General features: G+C 69.9%; 22 protein-coding genes and 1 tRNA gene. 10 read left to right on the top strand and 13 right to left on the bottom strand.

Annotated elements, in window-relative coordinates:
- Positions 1-19 precede the first annotated feature (19 nt).
- Positions 20-1009 carry an ArsA family ATPase gene (locus OG295_RS18565; protein ID WP_371677866.1) on the top strand — a complete coding sequence of 330 codons (990 nt, stop codon included), beginning with the start codon at positions 20-22 and terminating at the stop codon, positions 1007-1009.
- Entirely contained in the window at positions 1002-2318 is a 1317-nt protein-coding gene (locus tag OG295_RS18560; protein WP_371677865.1) for an ArsA family ATPase, read from the top strand. The genes OG295_RS18565 and OG295_RS18560 overlap by 8 nt, the downstream gene beginning before the upstream one ends.
- A 28-nt stretch (positions 2319-2346) precedes the next feature.
- Here OG295_RS18560 and OG295_RS18555 read toward each other — a convergent pair whose 3' ends face one another.
- Complete coding sequence (locus tag OG295_RS18555; protein ID WP_030228569.1) at positions 2347-2697, bottom strand: WhiB family transcriptional regulator; 351 nt, start codon at positions 2695-2697, stop codon at positions 2347-2349.
- 397 nt (positions 2698-3094) lie between these two features.
- Here OG295_RS18555 and OG295_RS18550 point away from each other — a divergent pair, with 397 nt between their 5' ends.
- The gene (locus OG295_RS18550; RefSeq protein WP_371677864.1) at positions 3095-5458 is read left to right on the top strand and encodes a transglycosylase domain-containing protein; all 2364 of its coding nucleotides are present in this window, start codon (positions 3095-3097) and stop codon (positions 5456-5458) included.
- 106 nt (positions 5459-5564) lie between these two features.
- On the opposite strand, the gene OG295_RS18545 is transcribed toward OG295_RS18550, so the two are convergent.
- Complete coding sequence (locus tag OG295_RS18545; RefSeq protein ID WP_371677863.1) at positions 5565-6026, bottom strand: GatB/YqeY domain-containing protein; 462 nt, start codon at positions 6024-6026, stop codon at positions 5565-5567.
- A 67-nt stretch (positions 6027-6093) separates the two neighbouring features.
- Between OG295_RS18545 and OG295_RS18540 the strand changes: the two genes are divergently transcribed.
- From OG295_RS18540 to OG295_RS18530, 3 genes are all read left to right on the top strand, one after another.
- Complete coding sequence (locus tag OG295_RS18540; protein WP_371677862.1) at positions 6094-7032, top strand: metallophosphoesterase; 939 nt, start codon at positions 6094-6096, stop codon at positions 7030-7032.
- Between the two features lie 111 nt (positions 7033-7143).
- Positions 7144-7217: transfer RNA gene (locus OG295_RS18535), tRNA-Pro, on the top strand.
- Between the two features lie 266 nt (positions 7218-7483).
- Positions 7484-8929 (top strand): SulP family inorganic anion transporter, encoded by a 1446-nt coding sequence (locus OG295_RS18530; protein ID WP_371677861.1) that lies wholly within the window; start codon positions 7484-7486, stop codon positions 8927-8929.
- A gap of 266 nt (positions 8930-9195) precedes the next feature.
- Here OG295_RS18530 and OG295_RS18525 read toward each other — a convergent pair whose 3' ends face one another.
- The 5 genes from OG295_RS18525 to OG295_RS18505 all read right to left on the bottom strand — a co-directional run bounded on the left by OG295_RS18525 (position 9196) and on the right by OG295_RS18505 (position 12465).
- Positions 9196-9459, bottom strand: a complete 264-nt coding sequence (locus OG295_RS18525) for a hypothetical protein (RefSeq protein ID WP_371677859.1) — start codon at positions 9457-9459, stop codon at positions 9196-9198.
- Positions 9460-9694: 235 nt separating this feature from the next.
- Positions 9695-11218: a flotillin family protein gene (locus OG295_RS18520; RefSeq protein WP_371677857.1), complete on the bottom strand. Its 1524-nt coding sequence runs from the start codon at positions 11216-11218 to the stop codon at positions 9695-9697.
- Between the two features lie 67 nt (positions 11219-11285).
- The gene (locus tag OG295_RS18515; RefSeq protein WP_371677856.1) at positions 11286-11795 is read right to left on the bottom strand and encodes a hypothetical protein; all 510 of its coding nucleotides are present in this window, start codon (positions 11793-11795) and stop codon (positions 11286-11288) included.
- Between the two features lie 136 nt (positions 11796-11931).
- Positions 11932-12141, bottom strand: a complete 210-nt coding sequence (locus OG295_RS18510; RefSeq protein WP_371677855.1) for a hypothetical protein — start codon at positions 12139-12141, stop codon at positions 11932-11934.
- Between the two features lie 6 nt (positions 12142-12147).
- The gene (locus OG295_RS18505) at positions 12148-12465 is read right to left on the bottom strand and encodes a hypothetical protein (RefSeq protein ID WP_371677854.1); all 318 of its coding nucleotides are present in this window, start codon (positions 12463-12465) and stop codon (positions 12148-12150) included.
- Positions 12466-12669: 204 nt separating this feature from the next.
- Between OG295_RS18505 and OG295_RS18500 the strand changes: the two genes are divergently transcribed.
- From OG295_RS18500 to OG295_RS18490, 3 genes are read left to right on the top strand one after another with little or no spacing between them, the layout of a single operon-like run.
- On the top strand, positions 12670-13950 hold the full coding sequence (locus OG295_RS18500) for a cation:proton antiporter (RefSeq protein WP_371677853.1): 1281 nt from the start codon (positions 12670-12672) through the stop codon (positions 13948-13950).
- Positions 13937-14404, top strand: a complete 468-nt coding sequence (locus OG295_RS18495; protein WP_371677852.1) for a CBS domain-containing protein — start codon at positions 13937-13939, stop codon at positions 14402-14404. The genes OG295_RS18500 and OG295_RS18495 overlap by 14 nt, the downstream gene beginning before the upstream one ends.
- Positions 14401-15699, top strand: coding sequence for an SLC13 family permease (locus OG295_RS18490; RefSeq protein ID WP_371677851.1), 1299 nt, complete (start codon positions 14401-14403; stop codon positions 15697-15699). Before OG295_RS18495 ends, OG295_RS18490 begins: the two co-directional genes overlap by 4 nt.
- Before the next feature lies 1 nt (position 15700).
- Here the strand turns inward: OG295_RS18490 and OG295_RS18485 are convergent, their stop codons facing one another.
- From OG295_RS18485 to OG295_RS18470, 4 genes are all read right to left on the bottom strand, one after another.
- Positions 15701-16753 (bottom strand): PucR family transcriptional regulator, encoded by a 1053-nt coding sequence (locus OG295_RS18485; RefSeq protein WP_371677850.1) that lies wholly within the window; start codon positions 16751-16753, stop codon positions 15701-15703.
- A 231-nt stretch (positions 16754-16984) separates the two neighbouring features.
- Complete coding sequence (locus OG295_RS18480; protein WP_371681228.1) at positions 16985-17512, bottom strand: DM13 domain-containing protein; 528 nt, start codon at positions 17510-17512, stop codon at positions 16985-16987.
- A 154-nt stretch (positions 17513-17666) separates the two neighbouring features.
- Complete coding sequence (locus tag OG295_RS18475) at positions 17667-17843, bottom strand: hypothetical protein (RefSeq protein ID WP_371677849.1); 177 nt, start codon at positions 17841-17843, stop codon at positions 17667-17669.
- Positions 17844-17932: 89 nt separating this feature from the next.
- Complete coding sequence (locus OG295_RS18470) at positions 17933-19393, bottom strand: vanadium-dependent haloperoxidase (RefSeq protein WP_371677848.1); 1461 nt, start codon at positions 19391-19393, stop codon at positions 17933-17935.
- A 382-nt stretch (positions 19394-19775) separates the two neighbouring features.
- Here OG295_RS18470 and OG295_RS18465 point away from each other — a divergent pair, with 382 nt between their 5' ends.
- Positions 19776-20432: a methyltransferase domain-containing protein gene (locus OG295_RS18465; RefSeq protein WP_329383248.1), complete on the top strand. Its 657-nt coding sequence runs from the start codon at positions 19776-19778 to the stop codon at positions 20430-20432.
- Here OG295_RS18465 and OG295_RS18460 read toward each other — a convergent pair.
- Together OG295_RS18460 and OG295_RS18455 are read right to left on the bottom strand one after the other, a co-directional pair.
- On the bottom strand, positions 20402-20920 hold the full coding sequence (locus OG295_RS18460; RefSeq protein ID WP_371677847.1) for a hypothetical protein: 519 nt from the start codon (positions 20918-20920) through the stop codon (positions 20402-20404). The two genes, OG295_RS18465 and OG295_RS18460, sit on opposite strands and share 31 nt — an antisense overlap.
- Positions 20917-22182, bottom strand: coding sequence for a molybdopterin-dependent oxidoreductase (locus tag OG295_RS18455; protein ID WP_371681227.1), 1266 nt, complete (start codon positions 22180-22182; stop codon positions 20917-20919). Before OG295_RS18455 ends, OG295_RS18460 begins: the two co-directional genes overlap by 4 nt.
- Positions 22183-22315: the final 133 nt, after the last annotated feature.

Below are 22315 nucleotides of genomic sequence, written 5' to 3'. Positions count from 1 at the left end.
GTGGTTAGGCTCGGACGCTGTGAGCAGGCTCCAGGTGGTCAGCGGCAAGGGCGGCACCGGCAAGACCACGGTCGCCGCGGCACTCGCGCTCGCCCTCGCACGCGAGGGCAAGCGGACTCTTCTCGTGGAGGTCGAGGGCAGGCAGGGCATCGCACAGCTTTTCGGCACGGAGGCGCTCCCCTACGAGGAGCGGAAGATCGCCGTCGCGCCCGGCGGGGGCGGGGGTGAGGTGTACGCGCTCGCCATCGACGCGGAACGGGCGCTGCTGGACTACCTCCAGATGTTCTACAAGCTCGGCTCCGCCGGCCGGGCCCTGAAGAAGCTCGGGGCGATCGACTTCGCCACGACGATCGCGCCCGGTCTGCGGGACGTCCTGCTGACCGGCAAGGCGTGCGAGGCGGTCCGGCGCAAGGACAAGGCGGGACGGTTCGTCTACGACCACGTGATCATGGACGCGCCGCCCACCGGGCGGATCACCCGCTTCCTGAACGTCAACGACGAGGTGGCGGGGCTGGCCCGGTTCGGGCCCATCCACAACCAGGCGCAGGCCGTGATGAAGGTGCTCAAGTCACCCGACACGGCGGTGCACCTGGTGACCCTGCTGGAGGAGATGCCCGTCCAGGAGACCGCGGACGGAATCGCGGAACTCCTGGAGGCGGGGCTTCCGGTGGGCCGGGTCTTCGTCAACATGGTGCGCCCGCACCATTTGGACGAGGGGACCCTGCGCGAGGCCGCCGAGGGCCACCGGGCCGACATCGCCCGGGCCCTGTCCCGGGCCGGGCTCGGGGGCGCGCGGCGGGGCGGGCTGGCCGAGCGGCTGGTGGAGCCGCTGCTGGCGCAGGCCGCGGAGCACGCGAGCCGGGTGGAGCTGGAGCGGGAGCAACGCCAGGTGCTGGCGGGTCTGGACGTTCCGACGTACGAACTTCCCCTGCTCGGCTCGGGGATGGAGCTGGCCGGGCTGTACGAGCTGGCGACCGAGGTCCGCAAGCAGGCGGACGCCGATGAGTGAGGGTGGGAACACCGTGGGCCTGGACACTCCCGCGCGACTGGCGGTCGACGCGCTGCTGGACGATCCGAAGACCCGGATCATCGTGTGCTGCGGGGCCGGCGGGGTCGGCAAGACCACGACGGCCGCGGCGCTCGGCGTCCGGGCGGCCGAACGCGGGCGGAAGGTGGTCGTGCTGACCATCGATCCGGCGCGCCGGCTGGCCCAGTCGATGGGCATCGATTCGCTGGACAACACCCCGCGCAAGGTGGTGGGCGTGTCCGGCGGGGGCGGCGAACTGCACGCCATGATGCTGGACATGAAGCGGACCTTCGACGAGATCGTCGAATCGCACGCGGACGCCGAGCGGGCGCGGGCCATCCTCGCGAACCCCTTCTACCAGTCCCTGTCGGCCGGTTTCGCGGGCACGCAGGAGTACATGGCGATGGAGAAGCTGGGGCAGCTGCGGTCCAAGGACGACTGGGACCTGATCGTGGTGGACACCCCGCCGAGCCGGTCCGCGCTGGACTTCCTCGACGCGCCGAAGCGGCTCGGGTCCTTCCTGGACGGGAAGTTCATCCGGGTGCTGATGGCTCCGGCGAAGGTCGGCGGGCGGGCCGGCATGAAGTTCCTGAACGTCGGCATGTCGATGATGACCGGCACGCTGAGCAAGCTGATGGGCGCCTCGCTGCTGAAGGACGTGCAGACCTTCGTGGCCGCGATGGACACGATGTTCGGCGGGTTCCGCACCCGCGCGGACGCGACCTTCCGGCTGCTCCAGGCTCCCGGCACGGCCTTCCTCGTGGTCGCCGCCCCCGAGCCGGACGCCCTGCGCGAGGCCGCGTACTTCGTCGAACGGCTGGCAGCGGAGCGGATGCCGCTGGCCGGCCTGGTGCTGAACCGGGTGCACGGCAGCGATGCCGCGCAGCTGTCCGCCGAGCGGGCCCTGGCCGCCGCAGAGAATCTTGAAGAAGGCGGCATTGTCGATCAGGAGTCCGGGAAAGCTGGACTTCGTGACGCCGCCGACGACGGCTCCCCCGGCGTGGACGACGCACCGCAGACCTCCGGAGACCCGGAAGCACCCGACGCACACCACACGGACGCCGCGCGCGTCGTCACCGAGGTGGACGAGATCACGGCAGGATTGTTGCGCCTGCACGCCGAACGCATGCAGGTGATCGCGCGCGAACAGCGCACCCGCGACCGTTTCACTTCACTGCACCCCGAAGTGGCGGTGGCCCAAGTGGCCGCCCTGCCCGGCGATGTACACGACCTCGCCGGGCTGCGGGCCATCGGAGAGCGACTCGCGGCCGGTGTTCCGGCCGGAGCATAGGCGTTCGTACGACGTGGCGCCCGGGTGGTTACCCGGCTGCCGCGTACGTCTCGTACGACACGTCGATCTCCGCGTCGACATCCACGGTCAGGATGCCCGTACTGCGCTCGTACTCCGTGCGGGCGGTTTCGAGCAACCGTCGCCACGAGGTGACGGTGGGACGCCTGCGCAACAAGGCGCGTCGTTCCCGCTCGGTCATTCCGCCCCACACTCCGAACTCGACACGATTGTCGAGCGCGTCGGCCAGGCATTCGGTCCGCACCGGACATCCGGTGCACACCGCCTTGGCCCTGTTCTGTGCCGCTCCTTGAACGAACAGTTCATCCGGATCGGTAGTGCGGCAGGCTGCCTGCGCACTCCAGTCGGTAACCCAGCCCATCCCGGCGCCGTCCTCTCCCGAATCGAGGCTCCCCCACGGCGGTAGCGGCATATTCACCGCTGCCAGTTGAGGACGTTACGGAAGGTGGGCACAGTGCAACACCCCCGACGGGCCCAATCTTGAATGGTCCGAACGGACTATGGGTAAGCGGCAGATCACCCGACGGAGTGATCCGGCGACATGCCCGACCATTCCGGCGATTCGGGTGAAATCGGGAAAGTGCCGGTGCAGGGCCGTCAGCGGGAAGGGCGGGATTCGGACATGCGTCCACCCCATTCGGGAAGGGTGAAAATCAAGCCGGGGGGTTGATGTGGCACCGCACTCCTGTGACAGTTGGGGTCAGCTTAGGCCAAGGCATTCGCGTGTGTCCGGCGAATGAGAACGTAGGCTGCCCTCCATGGGAAAGAAGCGCTCGGGCGGCGGGCTCACGGGGCCACAGCAGGCCGCCAAGTTCCTCGGGGTGTCCGTTCTCTCCGGAGTCGTACTCGCCGGCATCGCGATTCCGGGCGCAGGCGCGCTGGGACTCGCGGCCAAGGGGACCGTCGAGGGTTTCGACGAGATCCCGGCCAATCTGAAGACCCCTCCGCTGAGCCAGCGCACCACGATTCTGGACGCGGAAGGTGGCCTGATCGCCACCGTCTATTCACGGGACCGGCAGGTGGTCCCGCTCACGGCCATCTCGCCGTACATGCAGAAGGCGATCGTCGCGATCGAGGACTCGCGTTTCTACGAGCACGGCGCGGTCGACCTCAAGGGCATCCTGCGCGCCGTGAACCGGAACGCCCAGGAGGGCGGCGCCGCGCAGGGCGCCTCCACACTCACGCAGCAGTACGTCAAGAACGTCTTCGTCGAGGAGGCGGGTGACGACGAGTCGAAGGTCCGCGAGGCCCAGGAGAAGAGCCTCGGACGCAAGATCCGCGAGCTGAAGTACTCGATCCAGGTCGAGGAGGAGCTCGGGAAGAAGAAGATCCTCGAGAACTACCTCAACATCACGTACTTCGGCCAGCAGGCGTACGGGATCGAGTCCGCGGCGCAGCGCTACTTCAGCAAGCCGGCCAAGGACCTGACCCTGGAGGAGTCGGCGCTGCTCGCGGGCGTCGTCCAGTCGCCGAGCCGGTTCGACCCGGTGAACGACACGCAGGAGGCGATGAAGCGCCGCAACACCGTCCTCCAGCGGATGGCCGACATGAGGGACATCTCGCAGGCGGAGGCGGACGAGGCGAAGAAGAAGCCGGTGACCCTGAAGGTGACCCGGCCGAAGAACGGCTGCATCACCGCGGTCAAGGGCGCGGGCTTCTTCTGCGACTACGTGCGCAGCACCTTCCTGTCGGACCCGGTCTTCGGCAAGACCCGGGAGGAGCGCGCGAAGATCTGGAACCAGGGCGGTCTGACGGTCCGTACGACGCTGGACCCGCAGTCGCAGGACGCCGCCAACGCCTCGATCAAGGACCACGTCCACGAGGACGACTCGATCGCGACGGCCGTGACCATGGTCCAGCCGGGCACCGGACGGGTGCTGGCGATGGGGCAGTCGAAGCCGTACGGCTTCGGGAAGAACGAGACGCAGATCAACTACTCCGTGGACAAGCGGATGGGTGGCTCCAACTTCGGCTTCCAGGTCGGCTCCACGTTCAAGCCGTTCATCGCCGCCGCCGCCATAGAGCGCGGCATGGAGCCGACGAAGGTGTACTCGGCGCCGAACAAGATGGAGTACCCGAGCCCGGTGTCCCGGTGCGACGGGTCGAACTGGCAGAACCTGCCGCTCGCCAACGGCAAGCTGCAGACGGCGGAGAACGAGACCGCGGATGAGCAGGGTCCGTACGCACTGAAGACGGCGATGGAGAAGTCCATCAACACGTACTTCGTGCAGATGATCTCGGAGATCGGGCTGTGCCCGGTCACGGAGATGACGCAGAAGCTCGGCGTGGTCCCGGCCAGCGGCGTGAAGCTGCCCGAGGAGCCGTCCATCGCGCTCGGCTCCGCCGAGATGTCCCCGCTGACGATGGCCAACGCCTACGCCACCTTCGCCAACCGGGGCGTCTACTGCACCCCGATCGCGCTGGAGTCGATCACCGACGCCCACGGCAAGGCCCTCGCGGTGCCGAAGACCAAGTGCGACCGGGCGATGTCCCAGGACACCGCCGACACGATCAACACACTGCTGCGCGGAGTGGTCGACTCCGGTACGGGTGAGCGGGCGGGCCTGACCGACCGCGACAACGCCGGCAAGACCGGTACCACGGACAACCGCTACAACGCCTGGTTCGTCGGCTACACGCCGAACCTGTCCGGCGCCGTGTGGGTTGGTTCGGGCGGCGCGAAGAAGATCACGATGGAGGACATCACCATCGGCGGTCAGTACTACCCGAAGGTCTTCGGCGGTGGCCTGCCCGGCCCGATCTGGAAGGACGCGGTCTCCGGCTCGCTGTCCGGCCGCGAGGCCCCCGGATTCGTCACGGTCAACATCCCGGAGCCCTCGGTTCCGGGCGGTGGCGGCGGCACCGGCGGCAACAACGGCACGGGCGGCAACAACGGCGGCCGGAACAACCCGACCCAGCCGACCATCCCGCACAAGCCCGGGAAGCCGGGCAAGCCCGGCGGCGACAACAAGCCGGGGGACAACCGCCCCGGCGGCGCGACGGCGGCCGGACCCACCGGAGGCCTCTTCGGCGGCGCCACGGGAGGCGGCGCGACCGACCCCGTCACCGGCGGCACCGCGGCGGGCGCGGCCGGCCTGATCGGCGGCCCTGAGCCGCAGTAGCGGGAGAAGCGAAGAAGGGGAGGGCCCCGGCGGAACCGTCCGCCGGGGCCCTCCCCTTCTTCGTGTACTCCCGGTCCGGTTCTGCTGCTCCCGGCCCGGTGCGCCGCTACGAGAGCTGCTGCTTGACGACCGCGGCGACGCGGCCGCCCTCGGCCAGACCGGCCACCTTCGGGTTCACGATCTTCATGACGGCGCCCATGGCCCGCGGACCCTCGGCACCCGCCGCCTTGGCCTCCTCCACCGCCTGCGCGACGATCGCGACGAGCTCGTCGTCGCTGAGCTGCTTGGGCAGGTAGCCGTCGAGGAACTCGCCCTCGGCGGTCTCCCGCGCGGCCTGCTCGTCGCGGCCGCCCTGGGCGAAGGCCTCCGCGGCCTCGCGGCGCTTCTTCGCCTCCTTGGCGATCACCTTGAGGACTTCCTCGTCGGAGAGCACGCGCGCTTCCTTGCCCGCGACCTCCTCCTTGGTGATGGCGGAGAGGGTCAGGCGCAGGGTGGACGAAGCGAGTTCGTCGCGCGCCTTGATCGCGGTGGTGAGGTCTTCCTGGAGCTTGGCCTTGAGCGTGGTCATGCACTGAGTCTGCCAGGTGCGGGGACGGTGGCGCCCACGGGTTTTCGCTGTCTGCGACGATGGGGGCATGCGCGCGCGTTACGAAGTCCCCCTGAAGGTCACGGCCGGAATCGCGGCGGTGGGGGCCGCCGGAGTGGCCTATGCCGCCGGATTCGAGGCCCGGTCGTTCCGCTTGCGGCGGGTCACGGTGCCGGTGCTTCCGGCGGGGATGCGGCCGCTGCGCGTACTCCAGGTGTCGGACATCCACATGGTCGGCGGGCAGCGCAAGAAGCGCGCCTGGCTCCAGTCCCTCGCGGGGCTGCGCCCCGACTTCGTCGTCAACACCGGCGACAACCTCTCCGACACGGAGGGCGTGCCGGAGGTCCTGGACGCGCTGGGTCCGCTGATGGAGTTCCCCGGCGCGTACGTCTTCGGGTCGAACGACTACTACGGGCCGCGGCTGCGCAATCCCGGCCGCTACCTGATCGAGAAGGCGCAGGGCCGGCACGGGCTGAACGGCAACAAGCCGGTCGTCGGAGCCGTCCACAACCCGTGGGAGGACATGCGGGACGCCTTCGACTCCGCCGGCTGGCTGAACCTGACCAACACCCGGGCCCGCATGAAGCTGAACGGCCTGGAGCTGGCCTTCACCGGGCTGGACGACCCCCACATCAAGCGGGACCGCTACGAGCGGGTCGCGGGCGGCCCCGAGGCGGACGCGGACTTCTCGCTGGCCGTGGTGCACGCCCCCTACCTCCGGGTCCTGGAGGCCTTCACCGCCGACCGCTACCCGCTGATCCTCGCCGGGCACACCCACGGCGGGCAGCTGTGCGTCCCCTTCTACGGGGCGCTGGTCACCAACTGCGACCTCGACACCAAGCGGGTGAAGGGACTGTCGACGTACGAGGCCGGCGGCCACCGGTCCTACCTGCACGTCTCGGCCGGCTGCGGCACGAACCGCTTCACTCCGGTCCGCTTCGCCTGCCCGCCGGAGGCCACGCTCCTGACCCTCACGCCCAAGGCCTAGGGTCCGCTCCTCCCCTCCTGCCGAGGCCCCGCGAAAACCGGATTTCGTCTCCGGGCGAGGGTCCGCTAAAGTAATCGATGTCGCCAGGCAGCAAGCCTGCAAGGTGGACATCGGGGTGTAGCGCAGCTTGGCAGCGCGCTTCGTTCGGGACGAAGAGGTCGTGGGTTCAAATCCCGCCACCCCGACTTCGTAAGACCAGGTCAAGGGCTTGATCCGCATCGCGGGTCAGGCCCTTCCTGCGTCTCCGGAGATCGTTTGGGAGAAATCTGGGAGAAGATCTTGATCGGCTTCTCCCAGGAGCCCAGGCGACCTCCGTCTTCGCGTCTTCTCCGCGCGCCCGCCTGCCGGTTGGGGTGTGCCCGAGCCTGAGGTCCGTGCCGTCTTGCCTTCCTCCCCTGTCTCCAGCCCCTCGCGCCCGCGCGGCCTTCGCCGTCCGGCGCGGCCCGCCTGGATGTCACCGAAGGTGTTCCGCACCGAGGTGCTCGGCGGTCTGGTGGTCGCACTCGCGCTGATCCCCGAGGCGATCTCCTTCTCGGTCATCGCCGGAGTCGACCCGGCAATCGGCCTCTTCTCGTCCTTCACCATGGCCGTGGTGATCGCGGTCGTCGGCGGGCGCCCGGCGATGATCTCCGCCGCCACGGGCGCCGTCGCGCTCGTGATCGCGCCGCTCAACCGTGAGCACGGCCTGGGCTACCTGATCGCGGCCGTGATCCTCGGCGGTGTCTTCCAGATCGTGCTCGGGGCGCTCGGGGTCGCGAAGCTGATCCGCTTCATACCCCGCTCGGTGATGGTCGGCTTCGTCAACTCCCTCGCCATCCTCGTCTTCATGGCCCAGGTCCCCGAGATGCGGAACGTGCCGTGGGCCGTCTACCCGCTGCTCGCCGGCGGGCTCGGGCTGATGGTGTTCTTCCCCAAGGTCACCAAGGTGGTACCGGCTCCGCTCGTGTCCATCGTCATCCTCACGGCCGTCACCGTCGCCGCGGGCATCGCGGTGCCGACCGTGGGGGACAAGGGCGCGCTGCCGTCCTCGCTGCCGGTTCCGGGTCTTCCGGACGTGCCGTTCACCCTGGACACCCTGACGCTCATCGCCCCGTACGCGCTGGCCATGGCGGTGGTCGGCCTGATGGAGTCGCTGATGACGGCGAAGCTGGTCGACGAGATCACCGACACGCGGTCGAGCAAGACGCGCGAGTCCGTGGGCCAGGGCATCGCAAACATCGTCACCGGGTTCTTCGGCGGCATGGGCGGCTGCGCCATGATCGGCCAGACAATGATCAACGTGAAGGTGTCGGGCGCCCGGACCCGGCTGTCGACCTTCCTCGCCGGCGTCTTCCTCATGGTGCTGTGCATCGTCTTCGGGCCGGCGGTCTCCGAGATTCCGATGGCGGCGCTCGTCGCCGTCATGGTGATGGTCTGCTTCGCGACCTTCGACTGGCACTCCATCGCCCCGAAGACGCTGAAGCGGATGCCGGCCGGCGAGATCACCGTCATGGTGCTGACCGTCGCCTGCGTGGTCGCCACCCACAACCTCGCCGTCGGCGTCGTCGCCGGGTCGGTCACCGCGATGGTCATCTTCGCCAAGCGCGTCGCGCACTTGGCGAACGTCACCTCGGTCACCGACCCGGACGGCAGCCAGGTCATCTACTCCGTCACCGGCGAACTGTTCTTCGCCTCCTCCAACGACCTGGTGACGCAGTTCGACTACGCGGGAGACCCGGACAAGGTCGTCATCGACCTGTCCTCCGCCCACATCTGGGACGCCTCGACCGTCGCAGCCCTCGACGCCATCGAGACGAAGTACGCCCAGCGCGGCAAGACCGTCGAGATCACCGGCCTGAACGAACACAGCGCCCGCCTGCACGGAACCCTCAGCGGCGAACTGTCAGCGGGTAACTGACGAGGTCCCCGCCCTCATCCGGGCGGGCTACCGGAGCACCTCGATGATCTCGGCGGGCTCGGTACGACGCCTGTAGTCGCCGTGGACCGGGCGATAGGTCATCGAACGGGCCGAGCTCCAGGATCGCATCGTCACCACCGGTGACATCATCCGCGCCGCCACAGAACGCGCCGCCCCCGCCGTCGGGACCAACGGAACAGCCAGTAAAACGTGAGCGGGGCACCCCACCCACAAGACGGGAAGCCCCACCTGCCTGCCTGCGCCGGTCAACCGGCCATGGACGCCACAACCAGCGCAACGGCCGCACCGCACAGCAGCACCGCAAGCGGCCATGCCAGCCAGCCGCGCCCGGTACGCCTGCGCCACAGCACCAGCCACAGCGCACACGCCCCCACGAGGACAACCGTCAGACCGCTCAGCTCGCCGCTCCGCCACGCCACCCGCACGGCGCCGGGATTGGCACCCCACACAAGGAGCGCAACGAGGACGCCCACGGTCAGCGCACACGCCGCTTCCAGCAGCCTGCTCATACAGCGCCTTTCTTCTTCGGCGTGTCCGTCAGGTCAGTGTGCCGCGGAACGGACGGCTTGTCCTCGACGGTCTCCGTCTGGCGGCCTCCTGCGTCCGTGCTGGTGGACCGCTTCTCCCCGGCCCGGAGCCCGGCCACTAGCGCCTGGGGCGCACGGGACTGCTCCAGCTGACGGCCGGGAATTGACCTTGGGGCCCACTTCCCCCGAAGTGGGCCCCAAGGCGGTGCGGGTGCGACTAGCCGGATATTTCGATTTTCCCGTTGCTCGGAGCAGGGGCAGGAGCGGCGTCCTGCTTCGGAGCGGTGAGGCCCTTCAGGAGCTGGGCCAGATCGACGCCGGTGGTGGAGCTCAGGAGCTCCATGCCCTGGGCGACGTTGTCGGTGACCGTGCGGGAGAGCTTGCTCGCGCCGTCGGTGGAGATGACGGTCATCTTGTCGATGGCGGAGAGGGGCTCGGCGGCCTTGGCCACGACCTGGGGCAGGGCCTCGACCATCATCTGGATCATGGCCGCGTCGCCGTACGTCTCGAAGGCCTCCGCCTTCTTCTGCATCGCCTCCGCCTCGGCCGATCCCTTGGCCAGGATGGCGGCGGCCTCCGCGTCGCCCTCAAGGCGCACGGCCTCCGCGATCGCGGCGCGGCGGGCCCGCTCGGCCTCGCCCCGCTTGGCGCCCTCGATGGCCTCGGCCTCGGCAAGGGCGGAGCGGCGCTGCTTCTCGCCCTCACCGGTGAGCCGGGCGCGCTCCGCCTCGCCCTGGGCGGCGGCGATGGCCGCGAGGCGTTCGGCCTCGGCCTGCTTGACGCGGGCCACGCGCTTGGCCTCCGCCTCCTGCTCGGCCTCGTAGCGGCGGGCGTCGGCGGGCTTGCGGACCTGGGTGTCGAGCTGGCGGTCGGTCAGGGCGGCCTGACGCTCGGCCACCTTCTCCTGTTCGGCGAGGATCTGCTGCTGGCGGTCGGCCTCGGCGAGCGGGCCGGCAGCGTTGGCCTGGGCAGCCGCCGCGTCGGTCTCGGCCTTGATCTCCGCCTGGCGCAGGTACAGGGTGCGCTCGGCGACGGCGATCTCCTCCTCCGCCTTCAGGCGGGCCTGCTCGGCGGCGCGGCGGGAGTTGGCCTCGGCGATGTCGGCTTCCTGCTTGGCGCGGGCGGCTTCCGGCCGGCCGAGGTCTTCGAGGTAGGAGCCCTCGGTGGTGATGTCCTGGATCTGGAAGGCGTCCAGGACCAGGCCCTGCCCGGACAGGCTGGCCTCCGCCTCCTCGGCGACCTGCCCAGCAAAGGCGGCACGGTCACGGATGATGTCCTCCACCGACATGCGGCCCACGATGGCGCGCAGGGCGCCGGAAAGGACCTCCTGGGTGAAGCCGACGATGCCGTCCTGCTGCTGGAGGAACCGCTGGGCGGCGGCCCGGATGGCGTCCTCGTTGCCGCCGACCTTGACGATCGCGACGCCTTCGAGGTTGGCCTTGATGCCGCGCAGGGTGACCGCACCGCGTACCGCGATGGGGATGTGACGGCTGGACAGGTCGAGGGTGTAGCGCTGCTGCACGAAGGGGACGACGAAGACCCCGCCGCCGACCACGACCTTCTGGCCGGTGGTGTCGGTGGATATCCGGCCGGTCTCCGGGTCGGTGGAACGCTTGCCGCGCCGGCCGGTGATGATGAACGCCTCGCTGGGCCCGGCGACCTTGTAGCGCGTGACGACGACCAGGGCGAGCAGGACGAGGAGTACAACGACTCCCACGACCGCGGTGACGACAGGACTCATGGTGGTTCCCCCCTGCCTCCCTCGTGGGGGCAGATCGGTGATGGATGAGCTGGGTGGGTGGGGTTCTTCAGCGCTCGACGGGGTGGACGCTGACGGAGGTGGACGACGGTGTCGCCGTCACCCACACCTCCGCGCCGCGGTCCACGGGCCCGTCAGCGGTCGCTGCGTACTTCACGGGCTGCCCGGCCAGCCGGAGGAGGACCTCGCCGTAGCCGGACTCCGGGATCGCGGTGACCACGGTCCCGGTCGAGCCGATGAGGGCGTCGTGGTGCGGGGCGGCCCCGCTGCGGTCGCGCATCAGGGCTCGACTCAGGCGGTACGTCGCCCAGCCCGCACCGGCCCCCGCGAGTGCGCCCGCGGCGGTTGCCGGCCCCGGCCCCAAGCCTGTGGACCCGAGCACGATCGCCCCCGTGAAGCCGAGCATCGATGTGAAGCCCGCGAGCACGGGGAGGGACAGCCAGCCGTCGAACAGTCCGTCGAGCGCGCCGTCGAAGAGGCCTTCCAGCACGCCGTCGAGGATCAGGGAGAGGGCCAGGAGCGCGATCCCCGCAATGCCGAGACCAAGAAACAAACCCATGAGCACCTCCCCGCCCGAGTGGCATTTCCGCCGTACACCGCCATCATGTCACCGGAGGGGCACTCCACACATTGCCGGTCATCGGCAATCTTTACGCCTCTTTGACGTACATCGCCTGCGCGGCGGACCTGCTCCGTCAGCGGTGCCTGACTCCCGAGCCCAGCATCACGAGGCCGGTGGTGAGCAGGGCGAGGCCGCTGGCCAGCGCGGGGAATCCGCGCTCATGCACGGAATACAGCACGCCGCCCGCTGACGCGGTGAGGCTGCCGGCGACCACCAGGGCGAGGGCGAGACGGAACTCCGTGACGTTGCGGCGCACCCAGAAGGCGAATCCAATACCGGGCATGGGCGATCAGCTCCCGATCTGCGATGTCAGGCTCCGTGCAGCCCGTGCGGCCCGGACGAGGAGCGCGACCGCCGCCGCACTGAATGCGAGACCAGCAGCCATGCAAGCCGTCACCACGCCCGGAGCCGCACTGAGCATCCGCGGAACAGCGTTGAGGGGCGCATTGGCATAGAGGCACACCAGAGCCCAGGCGTACGGGACCACCGTGGCCCGCGAAGTCAGCTTGGGCGGGGTCCAGCCGGCCAGCATCGCCACGGCGGGCGGAAGCATGAGCAGCGTCGCCGCCGCGAGCGCGACGGCGTGATACGCCGGGTTTCCGTCCATTGGTGCCTCTCTGCAGCGAGCACCCACCATAAGGGCGTGTCGCGTGATGCGTTCATGCCGGGGCCCGGCAGTGTCCGGCCTGCGGGACTGCTGTCGGAAACCCGTTAAAGATGCGTAAGGAATGTATAAAGTAGCCGGTGGTGTGCCGGGAAGTCTGGTCGGCGAACAGGGGAAAACTCTCTTCGTCGATCGGGGCTTGACGCCATGGTGCTCGTCGCTGTCTTCGGTGCTTCTTTGCTGATCGCTGTCCTGCTGTCCGGGCTAGCGGCCCGTACCGTCCTTTCGACCTCCCTCCTCTTCCTGCTGGGCGGGGCTCTGGTCAGTGACGGATTCCTCGGGCTCGTCCACATCACCGCCGACAGCGAGATCGTCGCGGTCACCGCCGATCTGGCCTTGTTCGCCGTGCTGTTCACCGACGGAATGCACGTCTCGCTCCCCAAGCTGCGCCGGAACTGGAAGAACCCAGCGCGCGCACTGGGGCTGGGGATGCCCCTCGCCATGGCCGGCATGGCCCTGATCACCCACTACCTGGTGGGCCTGGACTGGACGACCTCGTTCCTGGTCGGTGCCGTGCTCGCGCCCACCGATCCGGTGTTCGCCTCCGCGATCGTGGGCCGCAAGGAGGTACCGGCGAAGCTGCGGCAGTTGCTCAACGTGGAGAGCGGCATCAACGACGGCCTCGCCCTGCCCGTGGTGCTGATCCTGATCGCCGCCGCCGGCCCCACTTCAGGTCCGGCGAACGCCTCCGTCGCCACGATCGCCCTGGAACTCGGGCTGGGGCTGCTCTTCGGGATCGTGCTGCCGCTCGTGGTCGCGGGACTGGTACGGCTGCGGCTGCTCGGCGCGGAGCCCAAGCTCCAGCCGCTGCTGCCGCTGGCGACCGGCATCATCCTCTACGGGCTGTGCCACCTGACCCACGCCAACCCCTACCTGGCCGCCTTCTCCGCGGGTGCCGTCCTGGCCTCCGTCTCGCCCGAGGCGAGAACGGTTTTCGAGCCCCTCGGCGAGGCGCTGTCCGAGCTCGCGAAGTTCGCGGCGCTTCTCGTCTTCGGCGCGCTGCTGACCCCCGCGTTGTTCGGGGACCTGTCGGTCGGCGGGTACGTGGCGGTCGTTCTGGCGATCGTGCTGATCCGGCCCGCTTCCTTCCTCGTCTCGCTGCTGGGTGCACGGATCGAGCGGCGGGAGAAGCTGGTCGCGGCCTGGTTCGGCCCGAAGGGGTTCGCGTCCGTCGTGTACGGGCTGCTCGTGCTCCAGGCCGGAATTCCGCAGGGCGAGGAGGCGTACACACTGATCGCCGTCTGCATCGCGTTCTCGATCATCGCCCACTCCAGCACCGACGTACCGATCGCCCGCCTCTTCAACGTGGACGACCTCGCGGGCATCCCCGCGGGCCAAGACGCTCCGCAGTCCCACGTTGCCTCCGTTCCGTCCGTTCCCGCCCCGAACAGTGCACCCGACCAGGAGAAGCACCATGCCAGCCCGTAATCTCGCCGAGCCCTACCCGCACGTGACCACCGATGACACAGCCGTCGACGCGGTCCGCCTGCTGGCCGAGCAGAACCTGCCCGCGCTCCTGGTCCTCGACTCGGACGGCACCCCGTACGCCGTGGTCCCCGGCTCGCAGGTCGTACGGCAGCTGGTGCCCGAGTACGTGATGGAGGACCCGCTGCTGGCCGCCGTCATCGACGACCGGCACGCCGAAGCGCTCGCCGACGATCTCGCGGGCAAGACGGTCGCGGAGTGGCTGCCCCCGCGTACGTTCAAGCCGCCCTACGTCGGACCGGACGCGGGGGCCCTGCAGATCGCGGCCGTCATGGCCCGTTCCCATGTCCCGCTCGTGGCGGTCCTCGAGCGGGACGGTGAGGAGAGCCGGCTCCTCGGGGTGGTCACCGCCGCCGCGCTGATGCGTCACCTGCTCGCCTCGGGCGGGCAGGCGTGAGCGACTGGCACAGCTCTGCCGCGGTCGCCGTCTTCGCCGGCGCCTACATCCTGATCATCAGCGAATGGGTCCACCGCGTCGCCGCGGCACTCGGCGGCGCGGGGCTGATGCTCGCCATCGGGGCGACCGACGACAACGCGGCCTTCCACTCCGACAAGACCGGCATCGACTGGAACGTCATCTTCCTGCTGCTCGGCATGATGATGATCGTCGGTGTCCTGAAGCGGACCGGGCTCTTCGAGTACCTGGCGATCTGGTCCGTGAAGAAGGCCAGGGCCAGACCCTTCCGGGTGATGGCCATGCTCGTGGTCATCACCGCGGTCGCCTCGGCGCTGCTGGACAACGTCACCACCGTGCTGCTCGTCGCCCCCGTGACGCTCCTGGTCTGCGACCGGCTGAAGCTGTCCCCCGTCCCGTTCCTGCTCGCCGAGGTGTTCGCCTCCAACATCGGGGGCACCGCCACCCTCGTCGGGGATCCGCCCAACATCATCATCGCCAGCCGGGCCGGGCTCACCTTCAACGACTTCCTGATCCACCTCGCCCCGCTGGCCGCGGTCCTGACCGTGGTCCTGGTGCTGCTGTGCCGGGTGATGTTCGCCAAGTACTTCGTCTACGACGAGAAGCGTGCCGCGGAGCTGATGGAACTGCGCGAGCGCGAGGCGATCACCGAACCGCGCCTGCTCGTCCAGGGCTTGGGGGTCCTCGCCCTGGTCGTCGCCGGGTTCGTCCTGCACCCCGTGCTGCACTACGAGCCCAGCGTCGTCGCGCTCCTCGGCGCCGGCCTGCTCGTCGCGATCTCCAAGGTGGAGACCGGCGAGGTGCTGGGCGAGGTCGAGTGGCCCACCCTCGCCTTCTTCGCGGGCCTGTTCGTCATGGTCGGCGCCCTCATCGAGACCGGCGTCATCGGCGACCTGGCCGGCTCCCTCGCGGACGCCATCGGAGGGAACGAACTCGGCGGCTCCATGCTGCTGCTGGGCGGCTCTGCCGTCCTGTCCGGGATCGTGGACAACATCCCCTACGTGGCCACCATGGCCCCCATCACCAGCGAGCTCGTCGCCGACATGGGCGGCAACCCCGACCACGTCGTGTGGTGGGCCCTCGCGCTCGGCGCCGACCTCGGCGGCAACGCCACCGCCATCGGCGCCTCCGCCAACGTCGTGGTCCTGGGCATCGCCGAACGCAACCGCCACCCCATCAGCTTCTGGCAGTTCACCAAGTACGGGCTGATCGTCACCGCCGTCACGATCGGCGTCTCGGCCCTCTACCTGTGGCTGCGCTACTTCGCCCTGGCGTAGATCAGGCCTCGCCGTCCGGCCAGCCCAGCAGGCGGGCCCCGATCACGGCGGTCTGGAGCGTGTAGCGGTTCAGCGGGTCAGCCGGATCGGCGCCGGTCCGGGTGTGGATGCGGTCCAGCCGGTACGTGAGCGCCCGCACGCTGAGGGAGAGGCGTCGGGCCGCCTCTGTCGACACACAGCCACTGTCGAAGTACGCGGTGAGGGTGTCGAGCAGCGGCTGCGCGCCGCCCCGGGCCTTGCGGAGCGGGCCGAGGGTGCTCTCGACCAGGTCGGCCATGGCCTGCCGGTCGCGCGTCAGCACCGGGAAGACGAGCAGGTCGGCGGCGTGGAGCACTGGCCCTTCCAGACCCATCCGCCGGGCGAGGTCGAGCGCGTTGAGGGCTTCCTCGTAGGAGTGGACGACCCCGCCCGCGCCCGGGTGTGGCCGGCCGATCGCCACGCGGCCCCCGTCCGTTGCCGCGTAGGCCCGCTTGGCGAAGTACGACAGGACATCGGGCTGGTCCCCGGGGGCCACGCAGATCAGCCGGCCGTCCTTCGTGGTCAGCAGGATCTGCCGGCCCGGGAACCGGGCGAGGACCGCCGACTCGATCCCGCGCGCCACCGGGTAGCCGTCACCGTACGGCTCGGGGCCGGTCGCCACGGCGACCCCGTGTGACTGCGACAGGCGCAGCCCGAAGCGTTCGGCCCGCTCGGCCAGTCGGCCCAGGTCGCTGCCGCCGTAGAGGAGGTCGTCGATGAACTCCCGACGGGCCGCCTCTTCCTGGCGGACGGCCTGCTGCTGGGCCCGTTCGTAGCCCTCGACGAAGGCGTCCACCGCCTGCTCGACGGCCGCCAGGAGCGGGCCCGGCTCCGGGAGGGGCCGCACGGCCTGGGCCGCGGCAAGGTGATCGCGTATCAGGGCACGGAGCGGGAGTCCGGCCTCCGCCGCCCGCTCCCCTTCCGCACGGCGTGACTCCAGCTCGGCGCGGGTCAGCCGGCGGCCCGTGGCACAGGCGTGCAAGAGCGTCTCGGCATACCCCGCGAGATGGTGCTCCGGCGTCTGCGATTCCACCACGGTCTTCCCCCGATCCTGACGCGCCCGTGACGCGTCCTTGATGCGGGGACAAGGGTGACACGTACCCGGACGGCTCTTCGCGACCGGCATCAGGACGGCGTAAAGATTGCCGGTGACCGGCAATGCGCATCGACGCACCGCGCGGAGAGAATCAGGGCACGGGGGATGGCCAGCGCGGCCCGGATGCCGAACCGCGGAAGCGGGGGGGGCGGTATCCGGGCGGCGCTGGGTTTACACGGTCGCGAGGGCCGCCGCGCCGAAGGAGACGTCGAAGCGGTCGCACCAGATGGTGACGCTGCTGTAGTCGGCCAGGTTCACGTCGGCCGGGATCTCGTAGTTCTGGTCGCCCTTGTTCCCCTTGAGCTTGCCCAGGCTCACGTACTTGCCGTCGTCGAAGACCGACCAGCCCGCTGCGCCCTCCTTCACCGGAGCATCGGTGAGCCAGACCCGCAGGTCCGGGCCGTTGCTGGTGTCGAGGTTCTCCAGGCGCAGGGTGCGGGAACCATCGGGGAGGCGGATCAGCTTCGCCGTGCCCGTGGTGGTGTGCTCGTGGCTGATCAGAGTGCCCTGGGCCAAGGTCTGCGGGCCGGCCGGAGCGCTTGGGGCCGTCGCCGGGGTCGTCGGTGAGCGGGTCGGCCCGGGTGCGGCTGCGGACGGGGAGGCCGCCGGGATGGCCTCGTGGACGGTCGCGTCCTGCCACAGCTTCCAGGGCTGGAACCAGTACAGGCCTGCGCCCAGCACCAGCGTCGCCGCGACCATCGCTCCGGCCCACAGCCGACCGCGTCGCTTCGTCTCCGTCACCGCGGATGCCTCTCGTCGTTGGTCCGTCGCCTGAATTGAACGCGACCGGATCGCAGCCTCACCAGCTCCGGCCCGGTGACGAAAGGCTTACGGCTGCCCCTGGACCTTGTGGTCATCGCTGCCTGGAGGAGGCCCACACCGCCGCAGCGACCGCTAGGGCGAGCGCCCCGAGGGCCATGACCATCGGGCCGGGTCCCGGGTGCAGGTACAGCACCGCACCGGCGGCGGTGAGCACCGCGCCGAAGGCGAAGAGCGGCGAGATCGGCCCGGTCCGTGAACGGCGGGTCATGGGGTTTCTCCTGGCAGGGAGGGAGAGGTGGTGGCCCCAGGCTCCCATGCGGCGGGGCGGGGGTACAGAACCCCCGCCCGCCGTTCAGGTCACAGGGTGCGGAGCTTGGTGCTGAAGACCTGGTCCGCGACCTTGTCGCCGAGGACCAGGCCGTCGGTGGCGTCCCACGGGTAGTGGACGCCGAGCCAGATGCGGCTGTCGGCGTCCTCCTTGGCGGCGGCGCTGAAGCTGGTGAAGTGGCGCTGCTTGACGGGGGCGTTCGGCTCGTCGGTGGTGAGATCGAAGGCGATGTTGTCCGTCTTGAAGTAGCGCTTCATGATGCCCGCCCAGGCCGCGCCGAAGGAGGCATGGCCCGAGACGTAGGCGGGGAAGCACGGGTTGACGTTGACCCCGTCCTTGTTCTTCAGGAGGGGCTTCCACTGGGGGTCGAGGCCGCCCTCGCGGATCGCGGAGACGGGCCGCCACAGGTCGATCGGGGTGGAGAACTTCGCATCGCGGACGGCTATGCCCGTGTCGGCGAGGGCGATCGAGAGGAGCGCGAAGAGCTTGGCGTTGGCGTACGTGCTGAGCCCTCGGGCCTTGGAGACCTCCCGGGTGGCCTGGAGCATGTGCCCCGGGGGCTTGTACGTACCGTCGTTGTCGTTGGCCCAGAACCACGCTGCGTTGAACTGGTCCGCGGTCCGGTTGATCACCGGTGTGGCGGCGGTGGGGGCGGCCGCGCCGGCCGTCCGGACGGCCTCGACCTGGGCCTTGTACTCGGGGCTCGCCACCAGGTTCTCGTACGTGCCGTACTGCGCGAGCGTGGTGGGCCGGAACTGCGAGCCGGAGCTCAGCGAGAACGGCTTGACCTGGCCCCAGGCCGGGTTGACGGCATTGCCGTCCGTCGAGCACTTCGGGTCGGGCATGTCGGCGTAGTTGCCCGTGGGCCGCCAGGCCCCCGGCCGCGTGTTCTCGCTCGTGTAGCTGGAGGCGTCATCCGAGCCGTCATTGGCACGGAGGTTCATCATCTGGTTGACCATCCCGCTGACGATGGTGATGTCCAGGAGATCGCCGCTGGTCGGCTTGGTCCCGAACCGGTCCTCGAAGCGCTTGTCGAGGTAGGCCGTGAAGTCGGGGGCGTTCTTGTTGGGCCGGTTCACGCCGTAGAGGTTGAGCAGGATGTTGTACGCGGTGCGGCCGATGACGCGTTCCTCCTCGTCCGGCCCCTGGACCCAGCCCGCGTAGGCCTCCGCGTGGATGTAGGCCGCGGAGGTCATCGGGCCCTTCCACTTGGCCTGGTACGAGCTCTCCGCGTCGTAGATCGCGCCGTTCATCATCGCGGCCGCCCGCGCCATCGGGACCGGACCGCCCTCCACTTGACGGAAAACACCCTGGAGGACGTCGTTCCAGTAGTGCACCGGGTCGGCTATCGACTGCGTGGGCAGCGCCGCCTCGGCGGGGTGCGGGCTGGCGGCGAGGATGGAACCGGTGGCCGCCAGGACCACGCCGGCCGCCAGTGTGCGGCGCCAGATCGTACTGCGGGTTCTGGTGGTGCGGGTCTTTTCGGGCATGGCTCGACTCCCCCTGATCACAGGCATGTTGATCACCACGAGAGGTGGCGGCGCGATCATGACCCAGGACGCGCCGCAACGCTTGTAAAAAGCGGCACGCAGTCGCGGAATGGCCGGTCCCGCCCGCATGGCGGCGCGATCCCCCTCCTGATCGAATCGCCTATGTCAGACCTTCGGACGGCTTCGGAGTCGGCCACGCCGAGGGACGTTGCCCGGCCTGAGCGCCAGCCCCCACCAGGGCCGCTCCCCGCGCTGAGCTGCGGCTCCCCGGGCGGGAGTACGAGCATCACCGGCTCCCCGTATATCTCTGGCCACGGTCCGTTCGGGTGGAATCGACCGCCCCCGGCAGACCCCGCGCGCCCTGTGTGGCGAGACATGGAGGATGACCGCCCAAGAGATCAAGGACTGGAACATCCGCCCCTATGCGGAAGCGATCCACGTGCAGCACGGTGACCTCTCCCTACGCGATGCCGAGGGCTGGTGCTTTCCCCTGGACCTGGAGCGGTGGTGTGCGCGGGCGGACTCCAGTGACCGGGCGGTACTCCGGCGCTGTCGGGGCCGCGTACTGGACATCGGCTGTGGTGCGGGACGGCTCGTCGAGGCGCTGGCCGGACGCGGGCGTTCGGTCCTGGGCATCGACGTCTGTCCGACCGCAGTGATCACGACGGTCTGCCGGGGCGGCACCGCCCTGCGCCGTTCGGTGTTCGAACCACTACCCGATGAGGGCCGGTGGGGAACGGCGCTGCTCATCGACGGGAACATCGGCATCGGCGGTGATCCGCGCAGGCTCCTGCTCCGGATCAGGGATCTGGTGCACGGCCAAGGGCTGCTCCTCGTGGAGACTGCTCCCCAGGATGTGGACGAGCGCCGCCGTGTCCGGATCCACGCGGGGCACCGGCCCGTGAGCGGCGTGTTCCCCTGGGCCGCTGTGGGTACCACCGCCTTGATCCGGCATGCACAGGCCTCGGGCTGGGCGGCGACCGAACGGTGGAGTACCGGCGGGGGCCGTCACTTCGTGGCCTTGCGCGCCTGCCTCTGAGCCCGTGCGGATCGACGTACCGCCCTCGTCCCGCGCCACGTCCGTACGAGGAGGACCACGGCCGATGCGGCGAAGAGGCCGGCGGTGATCAGAAGCCAGCGTGCGAGGAATCCGTCCGCCGGGAGGACAGTGGATGCGGTGAAGTGGCCGACCTGGCGGAAGACCAGCGGCCACCAGACCAGCAGCAGGACCCCGGAGACGAAGGCCGGCACGCGGACGTAGTTGACGCTCGCCCTCGGCGCGGGCTTCCCGGCCTCGGCGGTGCGCTCGAAGAGGGCCTGCGCCGCCCGGTCGGTCACCGCGTACAGGGGCAGCAGCACGAGGTCGTGGAGGAGGGCCGCGCCGACGAACCACACGGCCACGCCGAGGGTGTCCCCCTTCAGGAAACGCAGGCCGGCGTAGACGGCGAGGGCGAAGGAGGCAAGGACGAGGAGCAGGTGGAGCGGGGAGGCGCCGTAACGCCTGCGGAACGCGGTCGAGCTGCTCATGCCGGCTCTCCGAAGGTGAGGCGGGTGACCCACTTGGTGTTGTGGACCCCCGGGGCTCCGGGGACGATGACGCGCGCCGGGTAGCCGTGGTCGTGGGAGAGGACGGCCCCGTTCACGCGCAGCGCGAGGAGCGAGCGGTTGTCCCGGGCCTGGTTGTCGCCCAGGACCACAGAACTGAACGAGCCGCCCCGCTGGACGGACTGGACCAGTACCTGAGGGGTGCGTGTGCCGAGCCCGACGAGAGAGGCCAGGTCGGTGAGCCGTACGCCGCTCCAGTGCTGGTCGGGGGTCGACCAGCCTTCCACACAGGCGATCGGCAGCGCCGACTCGCTCTGTTTCATGGCCGCCAGCTGCTCGTACGTCAGGTCGACCTGACTGCCGGCGCCCCGTACGGTCAGCCGCCAGGCCGGTCCGATGTCGCTGGGCCGGATGCCGACCGAGGCGGCGGTCTTGTTGATCTGGAAGCCGTTCGGCCCGGAGCCCGGGTCCTGGCCGTGCGGCGCGAGCAGCGCCGTCTGCCGGAACCAGCCGCCGACGCTCTGCCCGGCGGTCACCAGCAGCAGGGCGAGCGAGCCCAGCCCCACCATGCCGAGCGCGCCGCGCCGGGAGATGGTCGGGGCCTGCGGGTTCGGGGAGGCCAACCCTGCCGCCGCCTCGGTACCGGCGGCGGGCTCACCGAGACGGGTCCCGACCGCGCGGAGGGCTCTGGGCAGCCGGAAGGCCACGTGCACGACGAAGGCCCCGATGAACACCCAGGCCCCGTAGAAGTGCAGCGTGTAGAAGGAGCCCGGGAAGATGTAGTGCAGCTGGACGTTGAGGATGCCGGTGGCGAACTCGAACCCGGCGCCGCCCACCAGGAGCAGCAGCGACAGCCGCTCGATGCCGTGGCTGAGCGACCGTACGGGCGGCCACTCGAACAGCTTCGGGATCACCGACCACAGCTTCGCCAGCAGCACCGGCACGAGCACGATGCCGAGCACGACGTGTACGCCCTGGGTGACGCGGTAGAGCCAGTACGGCGAGGTGGGCCAGGAGAAGAGGTAGAAGCCGAGCCACCCCTTGTCGGGGGTCTGGTCGTTGACTGCGGCGAGATCCGGGTTGTACGCCGCGTACGACAACAGGCCCGTCACGAACAGGACAGTGATGCCGACCAGCAGGATCAGCCCGAAGACGGCGGTCAGCCACGGCCCCCGCAGCGGGCTGCGCCAGAACCCGGGGCGCGACGGACCGGGCGGCGGCCCCGCCGCCACGGCGGAATCCACGGCCGTCCGCCACCGCGCCAGCGGACCGGGCCCGGCTTCGTCCGGGTCGGGCCCGGCAGACACGGGGGTAGGGAACGGCCCCCCGCCCTCCGGCGGGGCGGCCGGAGCCGGTGGCCTCTCCCCCTTGGGAGGC

Origin of the sequence: Streptomyces sp. NBC_01276 (assembly GCF_041435355.1) — a bacterium.
In the GTDB taxonomy this organism is placed as follows: domain Bacteria; phylum Actinomycetota; class Actinomycetes; order Streptomycetales; family Streptomycetaceae; genus Streptomyces.
This window is presented reverse-complemented; position numbering and strand designations above follow the sequence as displayed.